Origin of the sequence: Thalassospira profundimaris (assembly GCF_003326795.1) — a bacterium.
Classification (GTDB): domain Bacteria; phylum Pseudomonadota; class Alphaproteobacteria; order Rhodospirillales; family Thalassospiraceae; genus Thalassospira; species Thalassospira profundimaris_C.
This window is the reverse complement of record NZ_JPWI01000002.1, coordinates 136660-161936: the sequence shown is the minus strand read 5'-3', so window position 1 is coordinate 161936 and position 25277 is coordinate 136660. Positions and strand designations below refer to the sequence as shown.

General features: G+C 54.8%; 24 protein-coding genes. 14 read left to right on the top strand and 10 right to left on the bottom strand.

The features are described 5' to 3' along the window. The first annotated feature begins 42 nt into the window (after positions 1–42). The 8 genes from mdh (at position 43) to TH30_RS05080 (ending at position 10665) form a co-directional block, all read left to right on the top strand. Positions 43–993: a malate dehydrogenase gene (gene mdh / locus TH30_RS05115; RefSeq protein WP_114097006.1), complete on the top strand. Its 951-nt coding sequence runs from the start codon at positions 43–45 to the stop codon at positions 991–993. A 140-nt stretch (positions 994–1133) separates the two neighbouring features. Further along, positions 1134–2363 carry an ADP-forming succinate--CoA ligase subunit beta gene (gene sucC, locus TH30_RS05110; RefSeq protein WP_258548629.1) on the top strand — a complete coding sequence of 410 codons (1230 nt, stop codon included), beginning with the start codon at positions 1134–1136 and terminating at the stop codon, positions 2361–2363. 2 nt (positions 2364–2365) lie between these two features. Next, a complete protein-coding gene (gene sucD, locus TH30_RS05105; RefSeq protein WP_114097004.1) occupies positions 2366–3241 on the top strand; it encodes a succinate--CoA ligase subunit alpha in 876 nt (291 codons plus the stop codon). 69 nt (positions 3242–3310) lie between these two features. Continuing rightward, entirely contained in the window at positions 3311–6223 is a 2913-nt protein-coding gene (locus TH30_RS05100; RefSeq protein WP_114097003.1) for a 2-oxoglutarate dehydrogenase E1 component, read from the top strand. Between the two features lie 104 nt (positions 6224–6327). Next, positions 6328–7596: a 2-oxoglutarate dehydrogenase complex dihydrolipoyllysine-residue succinyltransferase gene (gene odhB, locus TH30_RS05095; RefSeq protein WP_114097193.1), complete on the top strand. Its 1269-nt coding sequence runs from the start codon at positions 6328–6330 to the stop codon at positions 7594–7596. Positions 7597–7620: 24 nt separating this feature from the next. Beyond that, complete coding sequence (lpdA, locus tag TH30_RS05090; RefSeq protein ID WP_114097002.1) at positions 7621–9027, top strand: dihydrolipoyl dehydrogenase; 1407 nt, start codon at positions 7621–7623, stop codon at positions 9025–9027. Positions 9028–9231: 204 nt separating this feature from the next. Beyond that, positions 9232–9678 (top strand): methylglyoxal synthase, encoded by a 447-nt coding sequence (locus TH30_RS05085; protein ID WP_114097001.1) that lies wholly within the window; start codon positions 9232–9234, stop codon positions 9676–9678. A gap of 60 nt (positions 9679–9738) precedes the next feature. Then, positions 9739–10665 carry an AEC family transporter gene (locus TH30_RS05080; protein WP_114097000.1) on the top strand — a complete coding sequence of 309 codons (927 nt, stop codon included), beginning with the start codon at positions 9739–9741 and terminating at the stop codon, positions 10663–10665. On the opposite strand, the gene TH30_RS05075 is transcribed toward TH30_RS05080, so the two are convergent. Next, positions 10612–11415 (bottom strand): RluA family pseudouridine synthase, encoded by an 804-nt coding sequence (locus tag TH30_RS05075; RefSeq protein WP_114096999.1) that lies wholly within the window; start codon positions 11413–11415, stop codon positions 10612–10614. The genes TH30_RS05080 and TH30_RS05075 overlap by 54 nt on opposite strands. A gap of 136 nt (positions 11416–11551) precedes the next feature. Here TH30_RS05075 and TH30_RS05070 point away from each other — a divergent pair, with 136 nt between their 5' ends. The 3 genes from TH30_RS05070 to TH30_RS05060 are packed head-to-tail and all read left to right on the top strand — an operon-like array spanning position 11552 to position 13607. Next, positions 11552–12400: a DUF6134 family protein gene (locus TH30_RS05070; RefSeq protein ID WP_258548617.1), complete on the top strand. Its 849-nt coding sequence runs from the start codon at positions 11552–11554 to the stop codon at positions 12398–12400. After that, the gene (locus TH30_RS05065) at positions 12397–13164 is read left to right on the top strand and encodes an SDR family NAD(P)-dependent oxidoreductase (RefSeq protein WP_114096998.1); all 768 of its coding nucleotides are present in this window, start codon (positions 12397–12399) and stop codon (positions 13162–13164) included. Before TH30_RS05070 ends, TH30_RS05065 begins: the two co-directional genes overlap by 4 nt. Beyond that, complete coding sequence (locus TH30_RS05060; RefSeq protein ID WP_114096997.1) at positions 13161–13607, top strand: nuclear transport factor 2 family protein; 447 nt, start codon at positions 13161–13163, stop codon at positions 13605–13607. The genes TH30_RS05065 and TH30_RS05060 overlap by 4 nt, the downstream gene beginning before the upstream one ends. Here TH30_RS05060 and TH30_RS05055 read toward each other — a convergent pair. From TH30_RS05055 to TH30_RS05035, 5 genes are all read right to left on the bottom strand, one after another. Beyond that, positions 13570–14061 carry a DUF3833 domain-containing protein gene (locus TH30_RS05055; RefSeq protein WP_258548616.1) on the bottom strand — a complete coding sequence of 164 codons (492 nt, stop codon included), beginning with the start codon at positions 14059–14061 and terminating at the stop codon, positions 13570–13572. The two genes, TH30_RS05060 and TH30_RS05055, sit on opposite strands and share 38 nt — an antisense overlap. Positions 14062–14148: 87 nt before the next feature. Then, positions 14149–15483 (bottom strand): MFS transporter, encoded by a 1335-nt coding sequence (locus TH30_RS05050; protein ID WP_114096995.1) that lies wholly within the window; start codon positions 15481–15483, stop codon positions 14149–14151. Beyond that, on the bottom strand, positions 15470–16705 hold the full coding sequence (locus TH30_RS05045; protein ID WP_258548615.1) for an SAM-dependent methyltransferase: 1236 nt from the start codon (positions 16703–16705) through the stop codon (positions 15470–15472). Before TH30_RS05045 ends, TH30_RS05050 begins: the two co-directional genes overlap by 14 nt. Before the next feature lie 47 nt (positions 16706–16752). Continuing rightward, positions 16753–17589, bottom strand: a complete 837-nt coding sequence (locus tag TH30_RS05040; RefSeq protein WP_114096993.1) for a DUF1365 domain-containing protein — start codon at positions 17587–17589, stop codon at positions 16753–16755. Next, on the bottom strand, positions 17586–18929 hold the full coding sequence (locus tag TH30_RS05035; protein WP_114096992.1) for an NAD(P)/FAD-dependent oxidoreductase: 1344 nt from the start codon (positions 18927–18929) through the stop codon (positions 17586–17588). Before TH30_RS05035 ends, TH30_RS05040 begins: the two co-directional genes overlap by 4 nt. Before the next feature lie 213 nt (positions 18930–19142). Between TH30_RS05035 and TH30_RS05030 the strand changes: the two genes are divergently transcribed. Both TH30_RS05030 and TH30_RS05025 read left to right on the top strand, forming a co-directional pair. Continuing rightward, entirely contained in the window at positions 19143–19733 is a 591-nt protein-coding gene (locus TH30_RS05030) for a sigma-70 family RNA polymerase sigma factor (protein WP_258548614.1), read from the top strand. Next, positions 19730–20434, top strand: a complete 705-nt coding sequence (locus tag TH30_RS05025; protein WP_114096991.1) for a ChrR family anti-sigma-E factor — start codon at positions 19730–19732, stop codon at positions 20432–20434. Before TH30_RS05030 ends, TH30_RS05025 begins: the two co-directional genes overlap by 4 nt. A 71-nt stretch (positions 20435–20505) precedes the next feature. Here TH30_RS05025 and TH30_RS05020 read toward each other — a convergent pair whose 3' ends face one another. From TH30_RS05020 to TH30_RS05010, 3 genes are read right to left on the bottom strand one after another with little or no spacing between them, the layout of a single operon-like run. Next, the gene (locus tag TH30_RS05020; protein WP_114096990.1) at positions 20506–21393 is read right to left on the bottom strand and encodes a 23S rRNA (adenine(2030)-N(6))-methyltransferase RlmJ; all 888 of its coding nucleotides are present in this window, start codon (positions 21391–21393) and stop codon (positions 20506–20508) included. Between the two features lie 6 nt (positions 21394–21399). Beyond that, a complete protein-coding gene (locus TH30_RS22620) occupies positions 21400–22371 on the bottom strand; it encodes an rRNA large subunit pseudouridine synthase E (protein ID WP_309471197.1) in 972 nt (323 codons plus the stop codon). 27 nt (positions 22372–22398) lie between these two features. After that, on the bottom strand, positions 22399–23133 hold the full coding sequence (locus TH30_RS05010; RefSeq protein ID WP_114096989.1) for an SIMPL domain-containing protein: 735 nt from the start codon (positions 23131–23133) through the stop codon (positions 22399–22401). A gap of 271 nt (positions 23134–23404) precedes the next feature. On the opposite strand from TH30_RS05010, the gene TH30_RS05005 reads away from it, so the two are divergent. Next, positions 23405–24082: a D-lyxose/D-mannose family sugar isomerase gene (locus TH30_RS05005; protein WP_114096988.1), complete on the top strand. Its 678-nt coding sequence runs from the start codon at positions 23405–23407 to the stop codon at positions 24080–24082. 100 nt (positions 24083–24182) lie between these two features. Here the strand turns inward: TH30_RS05005 and TH30_RS05000 are convergent, their stop codons facing one another. Beyond that, positions 24183–25139, bottom strand: a complete 957-nt coding sequence (locus TH30_RS05000; protein WP_258548613.1) for a TPR end-of-group domain-containing protein — start codon at positions 25137–25139, stop codon at positions 24183–24185. Positions 25140–25277: the final 138 nt, after the last annotated feature.

Below are 25277 nucleotides of genomic sequence, written 5' to 3'. Positions count from 1 at the left end.
GTTTCGACCCCCAGGAAGCGTAATAGGGAAGAAGGTAACGGAATGGCCCGCAACAAGATCGCGCTCGTCGGTGCTGGCAATATTGGTGGTACGCTTGCTCACCTCGTCGGCCTGAAAGAGCTTGGCGACGTCGTCCTTTTCGACATCGTTGATGGCATGCCACAGGGCAAGTCGCTTGACATTGCTGAATCCTCCCCCGTCGACATGTTTGATGCCGACCTCAAGGGTACCAGTGACTATAAAGACATCGCAGGCGCTGATGTCGTCATCGTCACCGCAGGTGTTGCTCGTAAACCGGGCATGAGCCGTGATGATCTCATCGGCATCAACACCAAAGTCATGACCCAGGTTGGTCAGGGCATCAAGGAACATGCACCGAATGCATTCGTCATTGTAATCACCAACCCGCTTGATGCGATGGTCTGGGTGATGCAGCAGGCAACCGGCTTCGACCCGAAGAAAGTTGTCGGCATGGCAGGCGTTCTGGACTCGGCACGTTTCCGTTACTTCCTCGCAGAAGAATTCAAAGTATCGGTCAAAGACGTTACCGCATTCGTTCTTGGCGGCCACGGCGACACCATGGTCCCGTCCATCCGTTACTCGACCGTTGCCGGTATCCCGGTTCCTGACCTGATCAAAATGGGTTGGACCACGCAGGAGAAAATCGACGAGATCGTTCAGCGTACCCGCGATGGTGGTGCCGAGATCGTTGCCCTGCTCAAAACCGGTTCTGCTTTCTATGCCCCGGCAGCTTCGGCTGTTGCGATGGCAGAAAGCTATCTGAAAGACCAGAAACGCGTCATGCCGGTTGCTGCTTATCTGAGCGGTGAATACGGCGTTGATGGTATTTACGTCGGCGTCCCGGTTGTTCTGGGTGCTGGCGGTGTTGAGCGCATCGTCGAGATCAATCTTGACGAGTCCGAAAAAGCAAACTTCGACAATTCTGTGAACGCAGTTCGCGGTCTCGTTGAAGCTGCCAAGGGCATGCTCTAAGAACGCGAAGCGGGCTGGTCAGTGACCGGCCCGTTTTTCAATCATTGTTGTTTTTATAACTTCAGTGATCGCGGGCCTCGCAACAAAGTCCCTCCCGCATATACGGGGACATTGAAATCCCGATTTCTGACCCACCGGAAATCGTACGGAAGGCAAGAAAGCGACCGAACATGAATATTCATGAGTACCAGGCGAAAGAAATTCTTCGCAAATACGGTGTGACCGTGCCGAATGGCAAAGTTGCATATACCGCTCAGGAAGCCATCGAAGCTGCCCAGTCCCAGGCTGGTCCGGTTTACGTGGTGAAGTCCCAGATCCATGCAGGTGGCCGCGGTAAAGGCACCTTCAAGGAAGCCAAAGCAGGCGATAAAGGCGGCGTTCGCGTTGTCAAAAGCGTCGAAGAAGTTGGCGTTAACGCCGAACAGATGCTCGGTTCGACCCTGGTTACCCACCAGACCGGTCCGGAAGGCAAAGAAGTCAAACGCGTTTATATCGAAGAAGGCTGCGACATCGCACGCGAACTGTATCTTTCGGTTCTCGTCGACCGCGCTTGCTCGCGCGTGATCTTCATGGCGTCGACCGAAGGCGGTATGGACATTGAAGAAGTTGCAGAAGCAACCCCGGAAAAGATCGTCACCGTTGACATCGATCCGGCAGCTGGCTTCTCGGGCTTCCATGGCCGTAAACTGGCATTCGCCCTTGGCCTCGAAGGCAAGCAGGTTTCCAAAGCTGTCAAATTCATGTCGGCAATGTACCAGTGCTTCCTCGACACCGATGCTGCCATGGTTGAGATCAACCCGCTGGTCGTGACCGGCGAAGGCGATATCATCGCTCTCGATTGCAAAATGAACTTCGACGACAACGCGCTGTTCCGTCATCCGGACATCGAAAACCTGCGCGACGAAGACGAAGAGAACCCGGCCGAACTTGAAGCTGCAAAACACAGCCTCAACTACATCAAGCTCGATGGCACCATCGGCTGCATGGTTAACGGCGCAGGACTTGCCATGGCAACCATGGACATCATCAAGCTTTATGGTGGCGCACCGGCCAACTTCCTTGACGTTGGTGGCGGCGCAACCAAAGAACGCGTTACCACGGCCTTCAAGCTGATCCTGTCTGACCCGAATGTCGAAGGCATCCTGGTCAACATCTTTGGTGGCATCATGCGTTGTGACGTGATTGCAGACGGCGTTGTGGCAGCAGCCCGCGAAGTCAGCCTGAACGTTCCGCTGGTCGTTCGCCTCGAAGGTACCAATGTCGAACTTGGCAAGAAGATCCTCGAAGAATCGGGTCTGCCGATTGTTTCGGCTGACAACCTTGCCGATGCCGCCGAGAAGGTGGTCAAAGCTGTGAAGGAGGCCGCGTAACTATGGCTGTTCTCGTCGATAAAAACACCAAAGTTATCTGCCAGGGTTTCACCGGTTCGCAGGGCACCTTCCACAGCGAACAGGCAATTGCCTATGGCACCAAGATGGTTGGTGGCGTAACCCCGGGTAAAGGCGGCACCAAGCACCTTGACCTGCCGGTCTTCAACACCGTTGAAGAAGCTGTTCATGTAACCGGTGCGAATGCTTCGGTTATCTATGTTCCGCCGCCCTTCGCAGCCGATGCAATCCTCGAAGCCATCGACGCCAAAGTCGAACTGGCTGTCTGCATCACCGAAGGTATTCCGGTTGCTGACATGGTTCGCGTCAAGCGCGCGCTCGAAGGTTCTTCGACCCGCCTGATCGGTCCGAACTGCCCGGGTATCATTACCCCGGACGAATGCAAAATCGGCATCATGCCGGGTCACATTCACCGTCGCGGTAAAATCGGTATCGTTTCGCGTTCCGGTACGCTCACCTACGAAGCAGTTGCACAGACCACGGCCGCCGGCCTCGGTCAGTCGACCTGTATCGGTATCGGTGGTGACCCGGTCAACGGCACCAACTTCATCGACTGCCTCGACCTGTTCCTTAAGGATCCGGAAACCGAAGGCATCATCATGATCGGTGAGATCGGTGGTTCGGCTGAAGAAGAAGCATGTGAATTCCTGCAGGTTTCCAAAGTCAAGAAACCGGTTGCCGGCTTCATCGCCGGTGTTACTGCGCCTCCGGGTAAACGCATGGGCCATGCCGGTGCGATCATCTCGGGCGGCAAAGGCACCGCGGATGCGAAAATGGAAGCCATGCGTAGTGCTGGCGTTCTTGTTGCCGATTCCCCGGCAAGCCTCGGCTCGACGATGCTGAAGGCTTTGAAGGGCTAATCTGGGTAGTCAGAGGAAAGGCAAGGGGGGGCGTGGTCCTGTCTTGAGGACCATGCCTTCCGACCACAAATGAAACCTCAAGATCTCGACACGATTCTTAACGAGTCGAACGCAACCTACATCGCTCAAATCTATGCCCGGTATCTGGAGAACCCGTCTGCGGTAGACCAGAGCTGGGCAGAGTTTTTTGACGGGTTGCAGGACGACGCCTCCGAACTTCTCGCAGAAATGCGCGGGCCGAGCTGGCAACCACGGGAAACCAAGGTTGTTGGCGGCATGGAGGGATACGACGTCTCACAGGGACATGCCGAACGCCCGGCCCAGGTGGCCTATGCTCCGGCAGCCCTCGCAGCACCTGCGGCTGGTACGGTAAATTCCGACGCCATTCGCGCTGCGGCCAATGATTCCATTCGCGCACTTATGCTGATCCGTTCGTTCCGTGTGCGCGGCCATCTGGAAGCAAATCTGGATCCGCTGGGCCTTGCCCCGCGTGAACCGCACCCGGAACTTGATCCCAAGACCTATGGCTTCACCGAAGCCGATCTTGATCGTCCGATTTTCATCGCGAACGTTCTGGGTCTTGAAACCGCGACCATCCGCCAGATCGTTTCGCTGGCACGCAAAACCTATTGCGGGTCGATCGGTATCGAATTCATGCACATTCAGGAACCTGAACAGAAGTCATGGATTCAGCAGCGGATCGAAAGCATCGGCAACCAGACGCAGTTTACTGCACGCGGCAAGGAAGCCATCCTTGAGCGCCTGGTCGAAGCCGAAGGCTTTGAAAACTATCTGCATACCAAATATGTCGGCACCAAACGTTTCGGCGTTGACGGTGGCGAAGCCCTGATTCCGGCGCTCGAACAGATCCTCAAACGCGGCAGCCAGCTTGGTATCCGCGAGGTTGTCTTCGGGATGCCGCACCGTGGTCGTCTGAACGTTCTTGCCAACGTCATGAGCAAGCCGTTCCGTGCGATCTTCTCGGAATTCATGGGCAACCCGTCCAAGCCGGACGACGTGATGGGCTCGGGTGACGTTAAGTATCACCTTGGCACTTCTGCCGACCGCGAATTTGATGGCAATGTTGTTCACCTTTCGCTGACGGCAAACCCGTCGCATCTGGAAGCTGTGAACACCGTTGTCCTTGGTAAGGTCCGTGCAAAACAGTCCCAGCGCAAAGACGTTAATCGCGAGCAGGTTATGGGTATCCTCCTGCATGGTGATGCGGCCTTTGCCGGTCAGGGTCTTGTTGCAGAAACCTTCGATCTGTCGCACCTCAAAGGCTATCGTACCGGCGGTACGATCCACTTTGTTGTGAACAACCAGATCGGTTTCACGACCAAACCGACCGACTCCCGTTCTTCGCCGTATTGCTCGGACATTGCCAAAGTCGTTCAGGCTCCGATCCTGCACGTCAATGGTGACGATCCCGAAGCAGTGGTTCATGCCGCGCGCATCGCGACCGAATTCCGTCAGGAATTCAAACAGGATGTCGTTATCGACATGTTCTGCTATCGCCGCTTTGGCCACAACGAAAGCGACGAACCGGCCTTCACCCAGCCGATAATGTATGATGTGATCGGTAAACATCCGACCACCAAAGACATCTATGCACAGCAGCTGATCAAAGAAGGCCTTCTGACCGAAGAACGCGCCAAGGAACTGGACAAGTCGTTCCAGGATTACCTTGACGAAGAGTTCAAGGCGTCAGAAAGCTATCGTCCGAACAAGGCAGACTGGCTTGAAGGTAAATGGTCTGGTCTTGCATCCTCGCATGGCGAAGATGCCGACTGGATCGGTCAGACCGGCGTTGACAATGACCTGTTGCAGGAAGTCGGCCGCGCACTGTCCACCCCGCCAAGTGACTTTGACATCAACCGCAAAATCCTTCGTCAGTTGAAGGCCAAAGCGAAGATGTTCGAAACCGGCGAGGGCCTTGACTGGGCGACCGCCGAGGCATTGGCGTTCGGAACCCTGATGTGCGAAGGCACCCCGGTCCGTCTTTCGGGTCAGGATTGCCAGCGCGGTACCTTCTCGCAGCGTCATGCAAAGCTGGTCGACCAGACCTCCGAGGCAAAATACACCCCGCTCAACAACATCCGTACCGGTCAGGCCGAGCTTGAAGTTCTCAACTCGCCGCTGTCCGAAGCCGGTGTTCTGGGCTTTGAATACGGGATCACCCTTGCAGAACCGCATTCGCTGGTTCTCTGGGAAGCCCAGTTCGGTGATTTTGCCAACGGTGCACAGGTCATCATTGACCAGTTCATCAGCTCGGGCGAGGCCAAATGGCTGCGTATGTCGGGTCTGGTGATGCTTCTGCCGCATGGTTACGAAGGCCAGGGTCCGGAACACAGTTCCGCCCGTCTGGAACGTTACCTGCAGCTTTGTGGTGAAAACAACATGCAGGTGGCGAACTGTACGACACCGGCAAACTATTACCACATCCTGCGCCGTCAGATCCGTCGCTCGTTCCGCAAGCCGCTGATTCTGATGACACCGAAGTCGCTTCTGCGTCACAAACAGGCTGTATCGAACCTGTCCGAATTTGCGGCAGGCACGACCTTCAAGCCCGTGATCGAGGAAACCGGCAAGCTGGTGGAAAACAAAAAGGTCAAACGCGTCGTTCTGTCGTCGGGCAAGGTCTATTACGATCTTCTCGCCGAACGCGAAAACCGTGGCATCGAAGATGTTGCGCTTGTGCGTGTCGAACAGCTTTATCCGTGGCCGGAAAAGGAACTGGCAACGGAACTGGCCAAATACCCGAATGCTGATGTCGTCTGGTGTCAGGAAGAGTCCGAGAACATGGGTTCCTGGTTCTTCGTCGATCGTCGTATCGAAGCCACCCTGTCGAACATCTCGCACAAGGCGGGTCGTCCGGTTTATGTCGGTCGCGCAGCATCTGCTTCGCCGGCAACGGGTCTTCTGAAGGCCCACCTGCGTGAGCAGGCTGAACTGGTCGATGCGGCACTAAGCGTCAAATAACTTTACCGGACGGGCGAGAAATCGCCCGTCCGATACGTTCATTAGAATTCATTCGCATCATGGCAGACCCACACTGCCTGATTGAAAAAACGGTCGAGGAAAAAATGGCGACTGAAGTTAAAGTTCCCGCGCTGGGCGAGTCTGTATCTGAAGCCACGGTGGCAAAATGGTACAAAAAAGTCGGTGATGCTGTTGCTGCCGATGAACCGATTGTCGAACTTGAAACCGACAAAGTAACCGTTGAAGTCAACGCACCGGTTGCCGGCGCGATTGCTGAACTGGTTGTTGGTGAAGGCGACGAAGTCGAAGTTGGTGCCCTGATCGCCATGATCAACGAAGGTGCAGAAGGTTCTGCTGCTGCCGCTCCGGCAGAAGAAAAAGCAGAAGCCGCACCGGCCAAGGAAGAAAAGGCAGCCCCGGCTGCTGCGCCGGCACCTGCTGCTGCCCCGGCTGCGGCAACTGCTGCCAATACCGATCATCCGCTGCCGCCGGCAGTTCGCAAACTGGTCGAAGACAACAATCTGAACCCGGCAGCCATCCCGGCAACCGGCAAAGATGGCCGTCTGACCAAGGGCGACGTCATGAACTATCTTGCTGGTGGCGCACCGGCACCGCGTGCAGCTGCACCGGTCGCAAGCGCACCGGCAGCTCCGAAGCCGGAACGCGAACTGCGTGACGGTGAAGAGCGCGTCAAAATGTCCAAGCTGCGCCAGACCATTGCGCGCCGCCTGAAAGAAGCCCAGAACACTGCGGCCATGCTGACCACTTACAACGAAGTGGACATGACCAACCTTCTGGCTTGCCGTAATCAGTACAAAGACGGTTTCGAGAAGAAACACGGCGTGAAGCTTGGCTTCATGTCCTTCTTCATCAAGGCCTGCACCACGGCCCTGAAAGAATGGCCGGCTGTTAACGCCGAAATCGACGGCAACAGCTTTATCTACAAAAACTACTGCGACATCGGCGTTGCCGTTGGCACCCCGCAGGGTCTTGTTGTTCCGGTCATCCGTTCGGCAGAAGAAAAAACCTTTGCCGATCTGGAAAGCACCATTGTCGATTTCGGCAAGCGTGCCCGTGACGGCAAACTCGGCATGGACGAAATGACCGGCGGTTCCTTCACCATCTCCAACGGTGGTGTCTTTGGTTCCCTGCTGTCATCGCCGATCCTGAACGCTCCGCAGTCCGGTATCCTCGGCATGCATAAAACCCAGATGCGCCCGGTCGCAATCGACGGCAAAGTCGAAATCCGTCCGATGATGTATCTGGCACTGTCCTATGACCACCGTATCATTGACGGCCGTGAAGCCGTTTCCTTCCTGGTACGCGTCAAGGAATGCATCGAGAACCCGGAACGCATCCTGCTCGACATCTGATCAGACAAAAGGATCAAAGAACTCATGAGTGAGAACTACGACGTTGTCGTGATCGGTGGCGGTCCTGGCGGTTATGTTTGCGCCATCCGCGCCGCACAGCTTGGTCTTAAAGTTGCCTGCGTTGAAAAACGTGGTGCACTTGGCGGTACCTGCCTGAATGTCGGTTGCATTCCGTCCAAGGCTCTGCTGCATTCCTCGCACCTGTTCGAAGAAGCTTCGGAACATTTCGATACCCACGGCATCGAAGTTTCCAAGCCGAAGGTCAATCTTGAAAAGATGATGGCCCGCAAGGACAAGGTCGTTGACAGCAATGTCAAAGGCATCGAATTCCTGTTCAAAAAGAACAAGGTTACCTATGTCAAAGGTGCCGGCGAGATCACCTCGCCGACCTCGGTCAAGGTTGCCCTTCTTGATGGCGGCGAAGAAACCCTGAATGCCAAGAACATCGTCATTGCGACGGGTTCGGAAGTCACCCCGCTGCCGGGTGTTGAAATTGACGAGAAAAACATCGTCTCTTCGACCGGCGCGCTGACCCTTCCGAAAGTGCCGAAGAAGATGGTTGTCATTGGTGCTGGCGTCATCGGTCTGGAACTTGGTTCCGTCTGGCGTCGTCTGGGTGCCGAAGTCACCGTTGTTGAATTCCTTGACCGCATTCTGCCGGGCATGGATGGCGAGCTGGTCAAACAGACCCAGCGCATCTTTGCCAAGCAGGGTCTGGACTTCAAACTCGGTCACAAGGTTACCTCTGCCAAAACCACCAAGTCCGGTGTGACCCTGACTGTTGAACCGTCCAAGGGCGGTGATGCAGAGGAACTCAAAGCCGACGTGGTTCTGGTTGCCATCGGTCGTCGTCCGTACACCACCGGCCTTGGCCTGGATAAAGTTGGCGTTGAACTCGACGAACGCGGTCGTGTCAAAACCGACGAATACTTCCAGACCAATATCGGCGGCATCTTTGCAATCGGCGATACCATCGTCGGTCCGATGCTGGCCCACAAGGCTGAAGAAGACGGCGTTGCCCTTGCGGAAATGATTGCCGGTGAAGAAGGCCATGTCGATTACGGCAAGGTCCCGGGTGTTGTTTACACCTGGCCGGAAGTTGCTTCTGTTGGCAAAACCGAAGAACAGCTTAAGGAAGAAGGCGTCGAGTACGCTGTCGGTAAATTCCCCTTCACCGCCAATGGCCGCGCGAAGGCAATGGAAAGCACCGATGGTTTCGTCAAGCTGCTTGAAGACCAGAAAACGCACCGTGTCGTCGGCGCGCATATTGTCGGTCCGGCTGCTGGCGATCTGATTGCCGAAGTGGTTCTGGCGATGGAATACGGCGCATCTGCCGAAGACATCGCTCGCACCTGCCACGCCCATCCGGCCCTTGGCGAAACCGTCAAGGAAGCCGCACTGGATGCCGGCAAGCGCGCGATCCACATGTAATTGATCAGTTTTCTGATCTGCAAACGGCCGTCCTATTCACTTGGGGCGGCCGTTTTGTTTTGGGGCATCACCAAGCCGCACAATATGGGCCAAGTTCCATTCCGGCAGGGCAGCTTTGCACATTTGTCCGATGATTGGCGCGTGACGCCAGACGGCATTGCGGATTAGTATGATAAATCAATGCCAAAGGCCGGGAGACCACAAATGACCTTATCCATCGGCGTCGTTGCCCATGATCGTCGCAAACGCGAAATGGCCGACTGGCTGGCCAAGCATCAGGCGAGCTTTGCCAATACCCGTATCTTTGCCACCGGCACCACCGGGCGCGTGTTGCAGGAACGGTTTCCGGACTTTGATATTCACCCGCTTAAAAGCGGGCCGTTTGGCGGTGATCAGCAATTGGGATCAATGATTGCCCATGGCCAGCTACAGGCCATGTTCTTCTTTACCGATCCGATGACACCACACCCCCATGATGTGGATGTGCGTGCCCTGATCCGTCTGGCAAACCTCTATGAGGTTCCGATTGCGTGCAACCAAAGCACGGCTGACCTTCTGATCAGCAATCCCCGGTTCGAGGAAATCTGCGAGCAATATCGCAATCATTCCCCCGAACAGGTCTTTGCCGATTACAACAATCGAAAAGTTTGATGATTGCCGGGGGATATTCCCCCGATATCTGCCCACCCGTTTCAGAGCGCCCCGTCCGTCATGCAACTTGCCTATGAACTGATCGCTGCGATCTTTCCGATTTTTGCTGCCATCCTCGTTGGGGCAGCACTAAAGCGCTATCTGATCAAGGGGTCTGACATCTGGGCGGGGATTGACCGGCTGACCTATTACTTGCTGTTGCCATCCCTTCTGATTGTCGAGATTTACCGGGCAGATTTTTCAAGTGGCAATGCCGGAACGGCTGTGGGTGTCACCCTTGCCGCGACGCTTGGAATGTCGGCAGCTTTGTTGTTGCTGCGCCCGTTGATCACACGTGACACGCCCCTGTTCACATCCATTTTTCAGGGATCGGTTCGCTATAACAGCTATGTCCTGCTTGCGGTTGCCGATGCACTTTACGGGGCCGAGGGACTGGCACTTGCCATTGTCTTTGTTGCGGTCATGGTGATTGCCACCAACATGCTCGGTGTTGTCGTCCTAAGTGCCTTTAGCGGCGGCAAAAGCAGCCTGACCCGGATCATCAACGGGATTGTCAAAAACCCGATCATCATTGCCGCTGGTGCGGGTGCGATCCTGAATGTGAGTAACATTCACGTTCCGCTGCCCATCGAAAATACCGCTGCCCTGTTCAAGACCGCGGCCCTGCCGCTAAGCCTGCTTTCGGTTGGGGCGGGACTTCGATTTATCCTGAGCAAAAAGGCCATCTGGGCCATCACATTGGCCACCACCATCAAGCTTGCCATCCTGCCGCTGATTACCGGCATCTGCCTGCATCTGGCGGGCGTTGATGGCATGGTTCTGGCCATGGGGGTGTTTTATGCCGGAATGCCGTGTGCCGGGAATGCCTATATCCTTGCGCGTCAGCTTAATGGCGATCCCGATGCCATGGCATCGATCATCACGCTTGAGACATTACTCTCCGCCTTCAGCATCGCTATCATCGCCGGTATATTGAGCATCAATTGAGCTCGCATGCGCGGCATAATCCCCGTCATAACCACAGGCTGAAAGCCCGGCCCGCATCAATTCGGGCGGCGGGGCATCAACCACGACCGGGTCGCGATCAGCATGGAACGGCACGATGATCTGACGCGATAACAGCATCAGGGTCGGCGGCGCGCCGAAGATCGGCGGTTCATCCCCGCGCCCATAGAACGGATCCCCGACCACCGGATGCCCGATATGATCAAGATGAACACGCAACTGATGGGTCCGTCCGGTATGCGGGACGAGTTCGAGCCATGTAATGTCCTGACCATCGGCATCCTTGCCGCGTCCCAGTACCTTGTATTCGGTCTTTGAAGGCTGTCCATCTTCGTGGACAACCATTTGCCAGCCGCTTTCATCATTGGTTTTGCCAATCGGCGCATCAATGAAACCGTGATCGTCCTCCATCGCACCACGCACAATCGCCCAATAGGTTTTGCCGATTTTCTTTTCGGTAAACAGGCGGGTGATTTTCTTGGACGATTTCGGATGACGGCACAGCAAAAGGCAGCCCGCCGTATCACGGTCAAGACGATGCGCCAAAGTCGGTTCAGACTGAATGCCGAATTTCAGATCCGGCAGATAGGCATCAACATGAAAATAGGTCTTTGGCCCGCCATGCGACGCCAGTCCCGGCGGCTTGTTCAAAACGATGACATTTGAATCGCGATGCAGGACATGCGCGATGAGGTCTTCGGCAATTGGATGGGGCATGGCTTGGCCTTTCATGTAAGCCCCTGCTTTACCCCATCGGACGGCCCCCGGCAATGCCGATGACGTTTGATCCGGCGATCAGCATTCTTCGTAACAAGAACATACAACCCGTTGTTCAACCCGTATCGATGCAACCCGGAATGCCCAAACAATGGACCAGACAATGGACCAGATTCCCAAGCCTGTTCGATCCGCCCTTTTCGCGGCAAGCCTGATTGGTGCTGCGGGCTTTGCCATGCTGCCTGCATCGCAAGCCAGTCCGCTAACGCAAAAAGATGCGGAAAATCCAGCAGCAACGCCATCTGCGGCACGGGAAAATGATCGGTTGCGTAGTGTCGCACTTTCAGATGCGTTCGAGCGTCCCGATACCTGTCGCGGGTTTGATCCGGTAAAACGGTATGGTCCTGAACTGCAATTCCAGATCCGCCGCAATGATGCCCCAGTCGGGCGCCATAGTGTGACCTTCAATCAGGGCCGTGACGGACTTCAGGTCATTGCCCAAAGCAATATCGATATCAGTTTCCTTGGCTTTAACGCCTATAGCTTTGCCTATCGGTCCGAAAGCATGTGGCAGGGCAATCAATTGACCAGGCTGTCTGTCACTGTTGATGACGATGGCAAGAAAACATCGGTTCGTGCAACCCGTGATCAGGACCGGCTGATTGTCGATGGTCCCGACGGGATACAAACAGTGCCGGCGGGAATTTTCCCGACCGATCACTGGCATTGCGGGGTTCTGGCCGGGAAGTCGGTGCTCAATACCATCACGGGCAAGGCAAACGCGGTCGATATCACACCATATGGCAGCGAAATGCTGCGCACAACAAACGGGACGATTCAGGCAACGGAGTTTACCTATGACGGTGAGCTTGAAACCAATGCCTGGTACGACCATCAGGGTCGCTGGGTCGGATTGCAATTCAAGGCGCGCGATGGTTCAACCATCACCTATCGCTGCATGAATTGCCAGACCCGGACCGCCCGAAAGGATCAGGGATGACCAAGTCGTTCAAGACCATCTGGATTGTCGGGGCATCAGCAGGGATTGGTGCCGCATTGGCCCGTAAATTCCATGATGAACCGACATCAGACGGCCAAAACATCATCATTTCGGCACGAAATTCGGACAAATTGCGTGATTTGGCGACCGAAATGCCCGGCATTACCCCCGTATCGATTGATGTTACCGATCCGAATGCGGTTAAAACCGCCCTTAACACCATCGAACAGCAATTTGGCCTGCCTGATCTGGTTGTTCTGGCGGCCGGGATCTATTCCCCGATGAAGGTTTCGGGGTTCTCAGCAGAAACCATTCGAAGCCATATCGACACCAACTATATGGGAATCGTCAATTGTCTGGAGCCGCTTTTGGCCCGCATGCGGGTGCGCAAGTCGGGTGAAATTGCCGTGGTTGCCTCGGTTGCAGGATATCGCGGATTGCCAAATGCTGCGGCCTATGGCCCGACCAAGGCTGCACTTATCAATCTGTGTGAGACGCTTCATACCGAACTGACAGGAACTGGCGTTTTACTGCGCGTGATCAATCCGGGATTTGTCAAAACGCGCCTTACAGACAAGAATGATTTCGAGATGCCCTATTTGCTAACACCCGAGCAGGCGGCAAACTTCATGTATCGGGATTTGTGCAAAAGCAATGATTTCGAAATTGCCTTTCCACCGCCCTTTGTCCGACAACTGAAACTGACGCGAATTCTACCTTATGGGCTGTTTTTCAAACTGATGCGCAAACTGGTGAAGGCATGAACGAGATCGCAAACAGGAAACGTCATTTGCTGGCTGCCTATGGCGCCTATTTTGAAAACCTGTCGCCTGATACGGTCGATGAATTGTCGAGCATGGTGACGGAGGATTTTACGTTTTCCGATCCCTTCACCACATTGCACGGGCCAGATAATGTGTGTGCCTATCTGGGCAAAACGTTCCGCGAAACCCAACACCCGAATTTTGTGGTTACCCATGAAGCGCTTGACGGTGATCTGGGGTTCCTGCGCTGGCAATTTAGCGCAAAAATCCCGGTCATCGGTTTGTGGGAATTCACCGGCATGACCGAAGTCAGCTTTAATCAGGATGGCAGCCTTCTCGAATCCCATATTGATTACTGGGATTCGGGCCAGCATTTTTATGGCAAGCTGCCTGTCCTTGGATGGATTATTCGGCAGCTTGCGCGACGTGTTGCGGCTTTCTGAAGAACAAAGTCACTTCGCCGATTTCCAAACCCCACTTCTTGACCCGCGCACGATTAACCAGAACCCCGTCCGGTTGCAGGAACATCCAGTCATTGAAACTGACCCGCCAGGTACCATCCCCGACCTTGAGATCCATGTCATATGTCCAGTTCAAGGCATTGCCATACTGGCTTCCGATGGCAGTACCGATAACGTCATCTGCGCGGCCCTCATAGGTGTGATCCGCCAATTTGGTGATCACCCAGACCCGACGATCCGTTTCGCCATCGTCATACAAAAAATCTTCCTGGAGAGTCAGAACACCGTCCGTCACTGTCCCGGTGATATCAACGGTAAACTGACGACGCAATTTGCCAAATCGATCTTCAAATATTCCCCAAGCGCGGCTGCTGCCTTCGAAATAATCGAATACATCGAAGACGGGTTCTTTTTGCGCAAAATCCTGCGGTTTCATTGACCCACATCCGGTTACAAGCAACAACAAACACAACGCGATTGTTTTACGCAGCACGAACTTGCTCCTGACTATCTGGCCCCAAGATCAAACAGTGCGGCGTGACAGGCGCCGACATATTGCAATCTGATGCGATGCCCCCAAAGGAAAGCGCCACATCATCCCGATTGCTCCTGATTTCAGTACGATGGGGATGACCGCATAGATCAAAACAAGCACCACCAATGCGCCGCTTTTTTGCCCCGCGTCATCCGTTAGTCCAAATGCCCCCAGAATTGGCAAAGCAATCCCGGCGGCAAGCGCCATGGCAAGCTTGTTGGTCATGTTCCAAAGGGCAAAAAGCAATGCGGTCCGTCGCGTCCCAAAACGGTAATGATCCCAGTCATCCACATCGGCCTGAATGGCCGGTGGCAGGGCAAGATCAGCCCCCAGTGCCGCACCTGTCACAAGACAGATCACCCCGAACCCGACCGCATCCCCAACCGAAAGGAACGGCACAAAGCCAAAGGCAATGATCGCGATTGCCATCGCAAGGCACCAGACACGATGCTTTCCAAGCCGGGCCGACAGAAAAGCCCAAAGCGGAATGGCGATGATTGCCGCAAGGAAATACAGCAGGATCAGAACGTTTTCCGTGCCTTGATCAAGTTGCAGATAATAGCGCACGAAAAGCGGGAAACACACCGCTGGCAACCCGGCAGCAAGACCATTGATCATCCAGGCTGCAAGCAACCGCACAAAAAGCCGATTATCGCGCAAGCTGCGCAATCCAAGACGGATGGCAACTGTTGGACTTCCCATGGCAATAGATTTTGGACGTTTACGTTGCGCAACAGGATCAGGCACCTGCCAGATCAGAAGTGCGACAAAAACGGCACCCAAAACAAGTGTGACGACCGCAAGCATCCTGATTTCATCAGCGCGATCCGTTGCATGGATCAGAACCGGAATACCACCGGCCAGAACGATACCAATCAACCCCGCCCCTTCACGTAGGGCCGTCAGAGATGTTCGGGTCTTGTAATCGCCAGACAGGTCCGCCCCCCAGGCCAGATAGGGCACCTGAAAAAGGGTCCATCCCAGAAACAGGACACTGGCCCAGACAAAAAGATAAATCGCATCCGGAACGTCGGGTGGCGTGAACAGATACCATAATCCGATACCGGCAAGCACGGCCCCGAAACCGACCCAGATTTTGCGCCTGCCCGTGACATCAGATAACCAGCCGATCAGCGGATCGGTTGCCATATCAATTACCCGCACCAGCAAAAGCACCGCACCCGTGATGGCAAGACCAAGACCGAGATCATCACCATAGTAGCTGGGCAATAATACATAGGCCGGGATGGTCGGCACGGCGGCCGCCATCGCCGGAAGGGCATAAAAGATTGCCGTGTGACGGGAAATATCAGGCTGGGGCATCGTTGGGATGTTCAATAACGAACAGACCCACATCGATCGAGCCGCACTCAAACCCGGTTTCGCAATAGGCGAGATAATATTCCCACATGCGTTTGAAGCGCGGATCAAATCCCTGTTTGGCAATTGTATCCCAGCCATGCTGGAACCGGCGCTGCCATTCGCCCAGCGTACGGGCATAGGATTTGCCGAAGAATTCACTATGCTGCAGCTTGAGCCCCGCGTCACTGACCGCCGCAGCAAGGGCTGTTGGCGATGGCAACATGCCACCGGGGAAGATGTAACGCTGAATGAAATCGGCACCCTTGCGATAGGTTTCAAACCGTTCATCGTCAATGGTGATGATCTGCAATACAGCCCGGCCACCGGGACGCAGACACTTGCGGATTATTTCGAAATAGGTCGGCCAGTGTTCTTCACCGACGGCTTCGAACATCTCGATGGAAACGATCTTGTCAAACTGTCCGTCCTGATGACGGTAATCACGCAGAACAATGTTGGTGCGATCATTAAGCCCCTGCATCAGGAGACGCCGACGGGCATAGGCATGCTGTTCGCCCGACAATGTCAGGCCGGTCACATTGCAGCGATATTTTCCAGCCGACAGTTCGGCAAATCCGCCCCAGCCGCACCCGACCTCAAGAACCGTTTCGCCCGGCTGCAAGTCGGCCAGATCACAGATACGCTGATATTTTGCGGCCTGTGCGGATTCAAGCGTCATGTCAGAATGGCGATAATATCCCGATGAATAGGTCATGCCGGGATCGAGCCAACCAGCATAGAAATCGTTACCGAGATCATAGTGATAGGAAATATTGCGTCTTGATCCTTCGAGCGTGTTGGCATTACGCAAATGCCCGATCCGCGCAATCGTGCGTGACAAAAGCCCCCCGGCAAGACGCGCCCGGACGATATTCTCGTTGAGCATCGCAACCCGCATCAGCCGGGTAATGTCAGGGCTGCTCCAGCTGCCATCCATATAGGCCTCGGCAAAGGCGACGTCACCACCTGTGGCAAGCTTGCGAATGGCTTTCCAGTCATGGATATGGATCGCGGCCTGAAGATCATTTTCGTGGTTACCGACGAAATGAAGATTGTCTCCATCGGGCAGAACAAGGGTCAGCCTGCCGTAATGCAGATGCGACAAAACCCTGCGCAGCATGACTTTCAACAGGCTGCGATTTCCCGTCATGCTGCCCAGCAAGGGCACAAGACGATCGCGCATTGAAACAGACAATTCTGAAGCCGAAGAGTTGCGGTCTGGCATTTTTCTTATCTCTTTCCTGCTTGGGCCGCTGCAGTCCCGGTTTCCAGCACATAGGTTACCGCGTCTTGCGGGGGTGCCGGTCGTTTGTGGAATGTCATCCCCTTGCGCCAAAGATGAAGCGCCTCCCAGTGGATACCCGCGACGACCTTCAGGGTCATAAGCGGGTAGCGAATGAATGCTCCAAACAGTTTACGGTCGGAAAGTGCGTTTCGATCACCGACGAATGCCGCTGTTAGAAATGCGCCCTTGGCATCGGTTTCACGAATGGTCACCGCAACATTTTCACCGGGCACACGGATACGGAAATGATAGTCCGCCACCATGTCGATGAAGGGGGAAACATAAAACCCCTTGGCACAGGACTGGCGCAAAACTCCTTTGTCATCAAGGCCATGCTCCCCAACCGGGATCAGGTAGCTGTGCCGGTCACCAAAGGTGTTCGAGACCTCATAAAGGACTGCACCAATCGTCGCGTCGGCGCGATAACAGAAATAGACCGACAACGGATTGAACACGAAACCAAGCAGCCGCGGATAGCACAGCAACCGGATTTTGTGCGCACAATCACCCAAACCATGACGCCCCAACAATGTTTCCATACGGTGGCGCAAATTTGTATTTGCTCCGTCGGCATGATCGCGATCATGGAAGGAAAACAGATTGAACCGGTTGCGGCTAAACAGCCGAAGCCGGGATGACAAATCATCGATTTCATCAAGATCAAGCAGGAAGGAAAACACCGAATAACGCAGCTTGTGGCGTTTCGGACGCAGCCGATGATGGGTTACAACCCCTTCATACAGGGCCGAAGCCCAGTTTGCGCTGTGCGATGGTTGGCTCATGCGGCCTCGCTCGATTGCGATTTCGCGGAGTTGCGGACATGGATGCGACCGCTTTCATTTTCGACAGTCCAAGGACGGCGAACATTTCCAAGGGCCTCGGCCACTGCCAAGCCCGACTGAAGTCCGTCCTCGTGGAAGCCATATCCGAAATAGCTGCCGCAATACCAAAGATTGTCGACGCCCTGAATTGACCACAGATCCTTTTGGGCCGCCATCGCACCGGCATCAAAGAGCGGATGGTCATACAGGAATGAGCGGATCACGCTGCCGGTTTGGGGATGGCGCGGCGGATTGAGGGTGACAAATAACGGGGTGCTGTCATCGAGATGCTGCAAACGGTTCATCCAGTAGGTAACGCAGACCTTTTGTTCACCATCCTGTTCTTCGGCCAGATAGTTCCAGCTTGACCAGACCTTCGCGTTTTTCGGCATCAGGCTTTGGTCACTATGCAAGATGGCAAGGTTGCGTTCATATTTAAAGGCCGACAGCAATTCTTTGACCCGCGCATCAGGATTTTCCTGAAGGCCAAGTGCCTGGTCACCGTGACAGGCCAGCACAACGTGATCATAAAGATCGCGCTTGCCATACCGGTCTTCGACATAGGCCCCGCCCGCCGGATTGCGTCCGACCTTTGCAAGCGCCCGATCAAGCATCACCCCGCCCGATATGCCCGCCGTCATGCGTTTTACATATTCGCGCGATCCGCCAACCACGGTACGCCATTGCGGGCGATCCTTGATCTGTAACAGGCCGTGGTTCTGACAGAACCGGACAAAGGCAGCCAACGGATAAGCCATCATGGTATCGACCGGCGTCGACCAGATTGCAGCCCCCATCGGCAAAAGATGATCATTGATGAAGGCCCTGGAATAGCGTTTGTCGCGCAAATAATCGCCAAGGCTTATATGTTCGGCGGTTCCGTCTTCGAGTGCGGCGGGTGCCTCGCGGTAGAAGCGCAAGATGTCGCGCACCATCTTCCAGAAGCGCGGACGAAACAGATTGCGTTTCTGTGCAAACAGGGATTTGAGGTCACCCCCACCATATTCAAGCCCGCCTTCATCCATCGACGCGGCAAAGGACATGTCGGTTGGTACGGTTTTGACATCGAGATGGTCAAACAATGCACAAAGGTTCGGGTAACAGCGGGTGTTATAGACAATAAATCCCGTATCGACCGGCGTCTGGTCGGCATCAACCGTGTTGGAATGCCCGCCGGGCCGGTCATCCTTTTCATAAAGCGTCACGTTGTGGGACTGGCTCAATAGCCATGCGGCCGATAAACCGGAAATGCCGGAACCGACGACTGCGATGTTGAGTTTCCCCGATGTGACAACGTTCATATGAGCCCGGCCTGCTTGCAGTTATGATTTCAAAGCTACATATGAGTACGCATCACAACAACATGCGGATCACTGAATATTATTTACCTGCTGACATTGTAAGTATCTGGCAGAAAACGTACAATTTCTTCTGATCCAAATGAACGCGGCCGCCGTAAGATTTATATGATGAACATGATCTTGGCGCGGCCCCAAAGGGGACCCGAAACCAGAATGAACGGCACCAAGCCCAAACGCCCCGGTCCGGTTGACCCGGTGGAGGCAAAAAAATGTGCCGATTGGATCGTTGCTGTTGCGATGACACGTGACCGCGAGGCGTTTGCACAATTGTTTGCGCATTTTGCCCCGCGCGTTAAGGCGTATATGTTCCGGTTTGGCGGAAACGCCGAAACGGCCGAAGAACTCGCACAGGAAGCAATGATGCAGGTGTGGCGCAAGGCGCACCTGTTTGATCCCTCCAAGGCCGCGGCAAGTACATGGATTTTTACGGTTGCCAGAAACCTTCGCATCGACCGGTTCCGGCAACGCAAACATATCGAGGTTGATGATTCCGACCCGACGCTGATTGTTGACGAAGACCCGCTGGCAGACGAAGTCGTCAGCCGCGATCAGGAAGCCGTTCTCGTCAAGGCAGCGATGGAAGAATTGCCAGCCGACCAGAAGGTGGTTGTTGAATTGTCGTTTTTTGAAGATTGCTCACACAGCGAAATTGCCGAGCGTCTGAATATCCCGCTGGGAACCGTGAAATCGCGGTTGCGACTTGCACTTGGCAAGTTACGTGGCGGACTGGAAGGTGTCGCATGAATATCAAACATCATCCAACAGACCAGACCCTGATGGATTATTCCAGCGGCGCATTGTCGCAGGCGATGGAACTTTTGGTGGCAACCCACATGACTGTCTGCCCGCAATGCCGCAGCAAGGTCAACGGGTTTGAAACCATGGGCGGTGCTGTGCTTGAAAATGCCGATAGCATGGAAATGACAGCCCACTCGCTCGATCACGTGATGGCAATGCTTGAACGTGAAGCCACCAACGAGAATATCGTCACGGAAAAACTGCCATCCTTGCGGCGTATTGCGGTTGGCGAAAGCATTACGGGCAGCGCGATGGCGGCTTTGCCCCGCCCCTTGGCCGAATTGCTTCCGGAAAATGTCACGTCACTCGATGACATTCCCTGGAAAACGCTGGCACCGGGTGTAAAGCATTTTCAACTGAAATCGATTGAAAGCAGGGGCACTGTCCGTCTGCTTAAAATCGCGCCGGGAATTTCCATCCCCGATCACGGCCATCATGGTCATGAGATGACGCTTTTGATCAAGGGATCATATATCGACGAGATCGGCCGGTTCCGTGCCGGTGACGTTGCCGATCTTGACGACGATGTCGATCATCAACCGATTGCCGACACCGCCGAGGAATGCATCTGTCTGATCGCAACCGACGCGCCGATGAAATTCAATCGACTGCTGCCCAAATTGCTGCAGCCCTTCTTCGGGATCTGACTTCCCGCAAACGAGTACCACTGCGTCCCAACGCACCAAGCCCCGCTGACATCTTTGTCGCGGGGCTTGTTTTATTCGGCTGCAACCAGCCAGTGCACTGAATGCTTGGCCGGACCGGGGAGCTTGCATGTCTTTGCAAGCCAGTTCCCGATTTCATCAAGCTGCTGATCAAATTGCCAGGGTGGGTTGATCACAAGCAACCCGGTGCCACGCATCCGGCCCTTTGCCCCGCCATCGCGACTTGCAAGTTCCGCACACAGGACGCCCCCCGCTGACCTGATGGCGCCAAATGATCTGCGAAGGTCGACATCAAAGCCGTCCTCAAGGATCGGATACCACAACATGAATGTCCCGGTTGGCCATTTGCCCCATGCGTGCCGGATGGCGATCGCTGCTTTCTGATAGTCCTGTTTGACGTCGTAACTCGGATCCATCAGCACCAGACCGCGACGGATGGCAGGCGGCATCATGCCAACCAGACCTTCATATCCGTCACGTTTATGCAGGTGAATTCGGTCATCGCGCTTTACACGGTGATGCAGCGTTTCAAATTCGCGCGGATGAAGTTCCATCAGGACAAGCTGATCGTCCTCGCGCAGCATTTCGCGCACAATAAACGGCGAACCCGGATAAAACGGACCACGATATTCATCATCTTCGCGCACACCATAATCACGCCCCCTTGTCATCGGGTCAAAACCGGCAACGTGATCAAGATATTGCTGCAACATTTCTGGGGGATTGGCACCGGCCTTGGCCAGCGCATAGCCGTCTTTCCATTCGCCGGTCTTGGCGGCCTGTTCACTGCCAAGATCATACCAGCCGGACCCGGCATGGGTATCAATTACGCAGAACGGCTTTTTCTTTTTGCGCAAATGCGACAGCACAAGCCAAAGAGCGGCATGTTTATGCATGTCCGCAAAGTTCCCGGCATGAAATCCGTGCAGATAACTTAACATGTCGGTCTATCCTTTCTTGGGGCGCGCACCGTTTCGCCCGCCTTTGACAGAATATGATTTTACGCCGGAACGCCCCGACGAACGTTTACCGGGCTTTGCACTTCCGGAACCGCCCGTTTTGCTGCGCCCGGCTGAGGTCGCAGTCGTTGCTGCACGTTTACCTGAGGGGCCCTGATTTGACCGGTCTTGCCCTGACGGGGCCGGATCGGACCGGGCATTTCGGTGACGGGCCGGTTTATACCTGCCCTTTCGGCGCGACAGTCGCGATGACGGTTCATGAGCAATATCCACCGCCGCAATCTTATCAAGCTCGTCACGCCGTGGCGGCTTTGCCGATCCAGGCGACAAGCGCCGGTGGGTTGCGGGTGGTGCTTCGACTTCGATCACTTTCCATTCGCCGGGCGCCAGGCCATCAAGCGTCCAGTCACCGATGGCATGGCGGATCAGACGCAGGGTTGGAAAACCCACCGCCGCCGTCATTCGCCGCACCTGGCGGTTGCGACCTTCGGTAATGCTGAGCTCAATCCAGCTTGTCGGGATTTCCTTGCGATAGCGTACCGGCGGATCACGTTCCCAGAGATTGGCGGGCGCGTCGATCCGGCGCACCCTGGCAGGAAGCGTCATACCGTCTTTCAGCTCAACCCCGTTACGCAGGGCATCAAGGGCCTCGTCCGTCGGTTCGCCATCGACCTGCACCAGATAGGTTTTGGGCTTTTTGTATTTCGGATGAGCAATCTGGGCATTAAGCGGCCCGTGATCGGTGAGTAACAGCAAACCTTCGCTGTCGCGATCAAGTCGGCCAGCGGCATAGACCCCGGGCAGATCAATATAGTCGGCCAAAGTCGCCCGACCGTTTTCACGGTCGGTAAACTGGGTCAGAACGCCATATGGTTTGTTAAACAGGATCAATTGCGCCATGGCGCGCATAAAACCAGCTTTGGGCTGACTGTCAACAGATCGGTGCAGCAACTGGCCCATACAACCTGCATCCGGCCTTCGGGACAATTAGTCCTTGATCAGATATTCCATGGTGGTCACAACCCGGACCGTTTTATTGATCTGACTGGATTCAGTCATGTTGGGTGCGCCATCACCGGCCAGAATTTGAAACAGTCCCTGGGTCGCCCGCCGGATACCGCCCAGCTGACCACCCGAGTCCGTCGCAAATTGCAGGGCGGCCTCGCGGGCATTGGCGGTTGCGGCTGCGATCATTTCGGGTTTGATGGCGTTAAGCCCGGTGAACAGATAACTCGGCCCCGGATTATAGCCCTGCCCGCCCAGAACGATCCCGCCCTGAAGCAGTTTGCCTATATCCTGCGAAGCTGCGATCACCGCATCGACATCATCGGTTCGGACCTGAATGGTTTGATTGACGATATAGCGGCTTTCGACCGGACCCGACCGATAGGCTTGGGCAAGCTGGTCGGTGACTTGCAGATTTTGCAGTTCGGTCTGTTCACGGCTGATGCCATGTGATGCCAGAAAATCAAGAAGGGTTTTGGTATCGGCATCGATCTTGCCCTGGGCATTTTGCAGCACGTCATCGGTGGCAACATAGGTGATCGGCCAGACGGCCTTGTCAGCCTTCACGTCGCGCTCTGCCAATCCCTTGACGGTGACAAAGCGATCAAGCGATCGCATGTTTTCGATCCCCTGACCGATCATCCATCCGGATGCCGCGATGCCGCCTGCAACCAGAATTCCCGCGACCACATTTGCAAAGCCCGAAGATTGCGCCATGTTCTTGTCCCTTGATGCTACAGCCACTGCGTGTGTTTTGTGTCTTGAAGAATACTTCTTATCTCAGTGTATCGACAGAAAAAACGGCAATAGAGAGGCATCGTTTAGCAGACACCGCTCCCTGAAATCTGTTTCCATCCCCGCTTTTGAATGCATTCAAAAACTATCGCTTTCTGATATCCGTCATGTTAAAACCGCGCCAACAGTTTAAGGGCCAGAACATTGTTCCAGTATCTGACCCATACCATCCATAAGCCACAAGAGGTCTTCCATGCTGCGTTCTGAAATCAATGCCTGCATCGAGCACGCCAAAGAGCTGTACGCATCCATCGCATTCAAACTGCCGGAATGGGCACATTACAGCCCGCAACAGTGGGACGCCGAACCTGATCTTGCGAAATGGTGCCGCGGCCATCAGATGGGCTGGGACGTGACCGATTATGGCGAAGGCAATTTTGACAAACGCGGCCTGATTCTTTTCTGCCTGCGCAACGGCATCCTGCGTCAGCCGGGCGAAGTCCCCTATGCCGAAAAGATCATGATTGTTGGCGAAAATCAGGAATGTCCATGGCATTACCACAAGGTCAAAATGGAAGACATCATTGTACGCGGTGGCGGCAATCTGGTGATCGAGCTTTGCAACCTGACCGAAGACGGCCAGATGGATCGCGTCAATGACGTTCATGTCCGCACCGATGGGAAGCTCAACATCCTTCCTGCCGGCGGCAAGGTGGTTCTTGAACCGGGACAGAGTGTCACGCTGCCGCGCACACTTGTTCATCGCTTCTATGGTCAGGAAGGCAAAGGCCCGGTCATTGTCGGCGAAGTATCGCAGGTCAATGACGATCTGACCGATAACTATTTCTTTGATTGCGATGCACGCTTCACCAAGATCGAAGAAGACGTCGCACCGATCCATCCGCTTTGGAACGAGCTGCCTTCCGCATAAGGCATCCGACCTTCAGATTGCAAAAAGCCCCGCAGTTTTGCTGCGGGGCTTTTTCATTTTCGACGCGACCCGTATTACCCCGACACCTTGGGGCGCAAAATCATTCTGCGGGTTTCGCATCATTCTTGTCGCCAAGAATGTCCTCGAATTCCTTCATATCGCGAAGGGGTTCGAATTCTTCTTCGGTCCAGGCTGGTTGTCGCATTGATTCAGAAAGTTCCACCGCACGCTGCAGATCGGCAAGGGCTGCTTCGCGGAAGCCAAGACCGGCATTCGCACAAGCACGCTGATAGTATCCGTTGGCATTTTCGGGTGCCTCGGCCAGCAGCCGGTTGCACAGGCTAAGTGCCCAGTCACGATCACCGAGTTGCAAGGCAGCATCGGCCTTATAGGCCATGACTTCGGGATCGCCCGGTGCCAGTTCGAGAATCTTGTCATAGGTTTCGATTTTTGAGCGCGGGTTTGACAGCTGGTTGGCTTGCAGCCACAGGGCATGAATGGTCTGGGTCCGTTCGATTTCGTGCTGATGTTCGTTAATGACCCTGGATTTCAGGCGCAGCTCATCTTCAAGCGATGACAGGCGCGCTTCGAATTCTTCGGACAGACGATGCAATTCCGTGTCGGCCAGATTTCGCACGCTTGATTTCAGTTCGCGCAAGGATTGCCAGCCCAGCATGGTCAGAAGCGCACCGACCGCTGCGACAAAATAGAAGAAATAGGTCACCGTATTGGACGAATAGGAAATTGCCTTGTCGATGGCTTCCAGCTGACGATTGACGACTTCACGCAAAAGTTCTGCGCGCATGCCCTGCATCTCGGTGCGCAGGTTTTTAAGTTCGTCGAGAACATAACGCTCCATCAATGGCGGCATGTTTGATCGTTCTGCCGGATCAAGTGGTCTGAAATCAATACCATCAGGTGGCAGGGGGCTTTCCGTCTGTGACTTGCTATCGCCATCGGTCTGCGCAAAGGCGTGATGGTTTGCCCCGCCGATGAGCAACACGCCCGTCAGAAGAACAATCCTGATGACATCCCTGAATTTCGACATTGTTTGCATGCCCTTTGTTTCCTGCCCTTTGAATGATCTGAACATAGCTTTCCGGAATGAACAAACCATAAAACGCGGGCTCGACACCTCCATAAGAAATCACTGATCCAAATCAAACCTGCACAACTGGAAAGAGAGTATTCTGCC

Coding starts and splice junctions, on each gene's coding strand:
- mdh (WP_114097006.1), top strand. CDS start 43: ATGGCCCGCAACAAGATCGCGCTCGTCGGTGCTGGCAATATTGGTGGT.
- sucD (WP_114097004.1), top strand. CDS start 2,366: ATGGCTGTTCTCGTCGATAAAAACACCAAAGTTATCTGCCAGGGTTTC.
- TH30_RS05100 (WP_114097003.1), top strand. CDS start 3,311: ATGAAACCTCAAGATCTCGACACGATTCTTAACGAGTCGAACGCAACC.
- odhB (WP_114097193.1), top strand. CDS start 6,328: ATGGCGACTGAAGTTAAAGTTCCCGCGCTGGGCGAGTCTGTATCTGAA.
- lpdA (WP_114097002.1), top strand. CDS start 7,621: ATGAGTGAGAACTACGACGTTGTCGTGATCGGTGGCGGTCCTGGCGGT.
- TH30_RS05085 (WP_114097001.1), top strand. CDS start 9,232: ATGACCTTATCCATCGGCGTCGTTGCCCATGATCGTCGCAAACGCGAA.
- TH30_RS05080 (WP_114097000.1), top strand. CDS start 9,739: ATGCAACTTGCCTATGAACTGATCGCTGCGATCTTTCCGATTTTTGCT.
- TH30_RS05075 (WP_114096999.1), bottom strand. CDS start 11,415: ATGAAAGGCCAAGCCATGCCCCATCCAATTGCCGAAGACCTCATCGCG.
- TH30_RS05070 (WP_258548617.1), top strand. CDS start 11,552: ATGGACCAGACAATGGACCAGATTCCCAAGCCTGTTCGATCCGCCCTT.
- TH30_RS05065 (WP_114096998.1), top strand. CDS start 12,397: ATGACCAAGTCGTTCAAGACCATCTGGATTGTCGGGGCATCAGCAGGG.
- TH30_RS05060 (WP_114096997.1), top strand. CDS start 13,161: ATGAACGAGATCGCAAACAGGAAACGTCATTTGCTGGCTGCCTATGGC.
- TH30_RS05055 (WP_258548616.1), bottom strand. CDS start 14,061: ATGAAACCGCAGGATTTTGCGCAAAAAGAACCCGTCTTCGATGTATTC.
- TH30_RS05050 (WP_114096995.1), bottom strand. CDS start 15,483: ATGCCCCAGCCTGATATTTCCCGTCACACGGCAATCTTTTATGCCCTT.
- TH30_RS05045 (WP_258548615.1), bottom strand. CDS start 16,705: ATGCGCGATCGTCTTGTGCCCTTGCTGGGCAGCATGACGGGAAATCGC.
- TH30_RS05040 (WP_114096993.1), bottom strand. CDS start 17,589: ATGAGCCAACCATCGCACAGCGCAAACTGGGCTTCGGCCCTGTATGAA.
- TH30_RS05035 (WP_114096992.1), bottom strand. CDS start 18,929: ATGAACGTTGTCACATCGGGGAAACTCAACATCGCAGTCGTCGGTTCC.
- TH30_RS05030 (WP_258548614.1), top strand. CDS start 19,143: ATGAACGGCACCAAGCCCAAACGCCCCGGTCCGGTTGACCCGGTGGAG.
- TH30_RS05025 (WP_114096991.1), top strand. CDS start 19,730: ATGAATATCAAACATCATCCAACAGACCAGACCCTGATGGATTATTCC.
- TH30_RS05020 (WP_114096990.1), bottom strand. CDS start 21,393: ATGTTAAGTTATCTGCACGGATTTCATGCCGGGAACTTTGCGGACATG.
- TH30_RS22620 (WP_309471197.1), bottom strand. CDS start 22,371: ATGGGCCAGTTGCTGCACCGATCTGTTGACAGTCAGCCCAAAGCTGGT.
- TH30_RS05010 (WP_114096989.1), bottom strand. CDS start 23,133: ATGGCGCAATCTTCGGGCTTTGCAAATGTGGTCGCGGGAATTCTGGTT.
- TH30_RS05005 (WP_114096988.1), top strand. CDS start 23,405: ATGCTGCGTTCTGAAATCAATGCCTGCATCGAGCACGCCAAAGAGCTG.
- TH30_RS05000 (WP_258548613.1), bottom strand. CDS start 25,139: ATGCAAACAATGTCGAAATTCAGGGATGTCATCAGGATTGTTCTTCTG.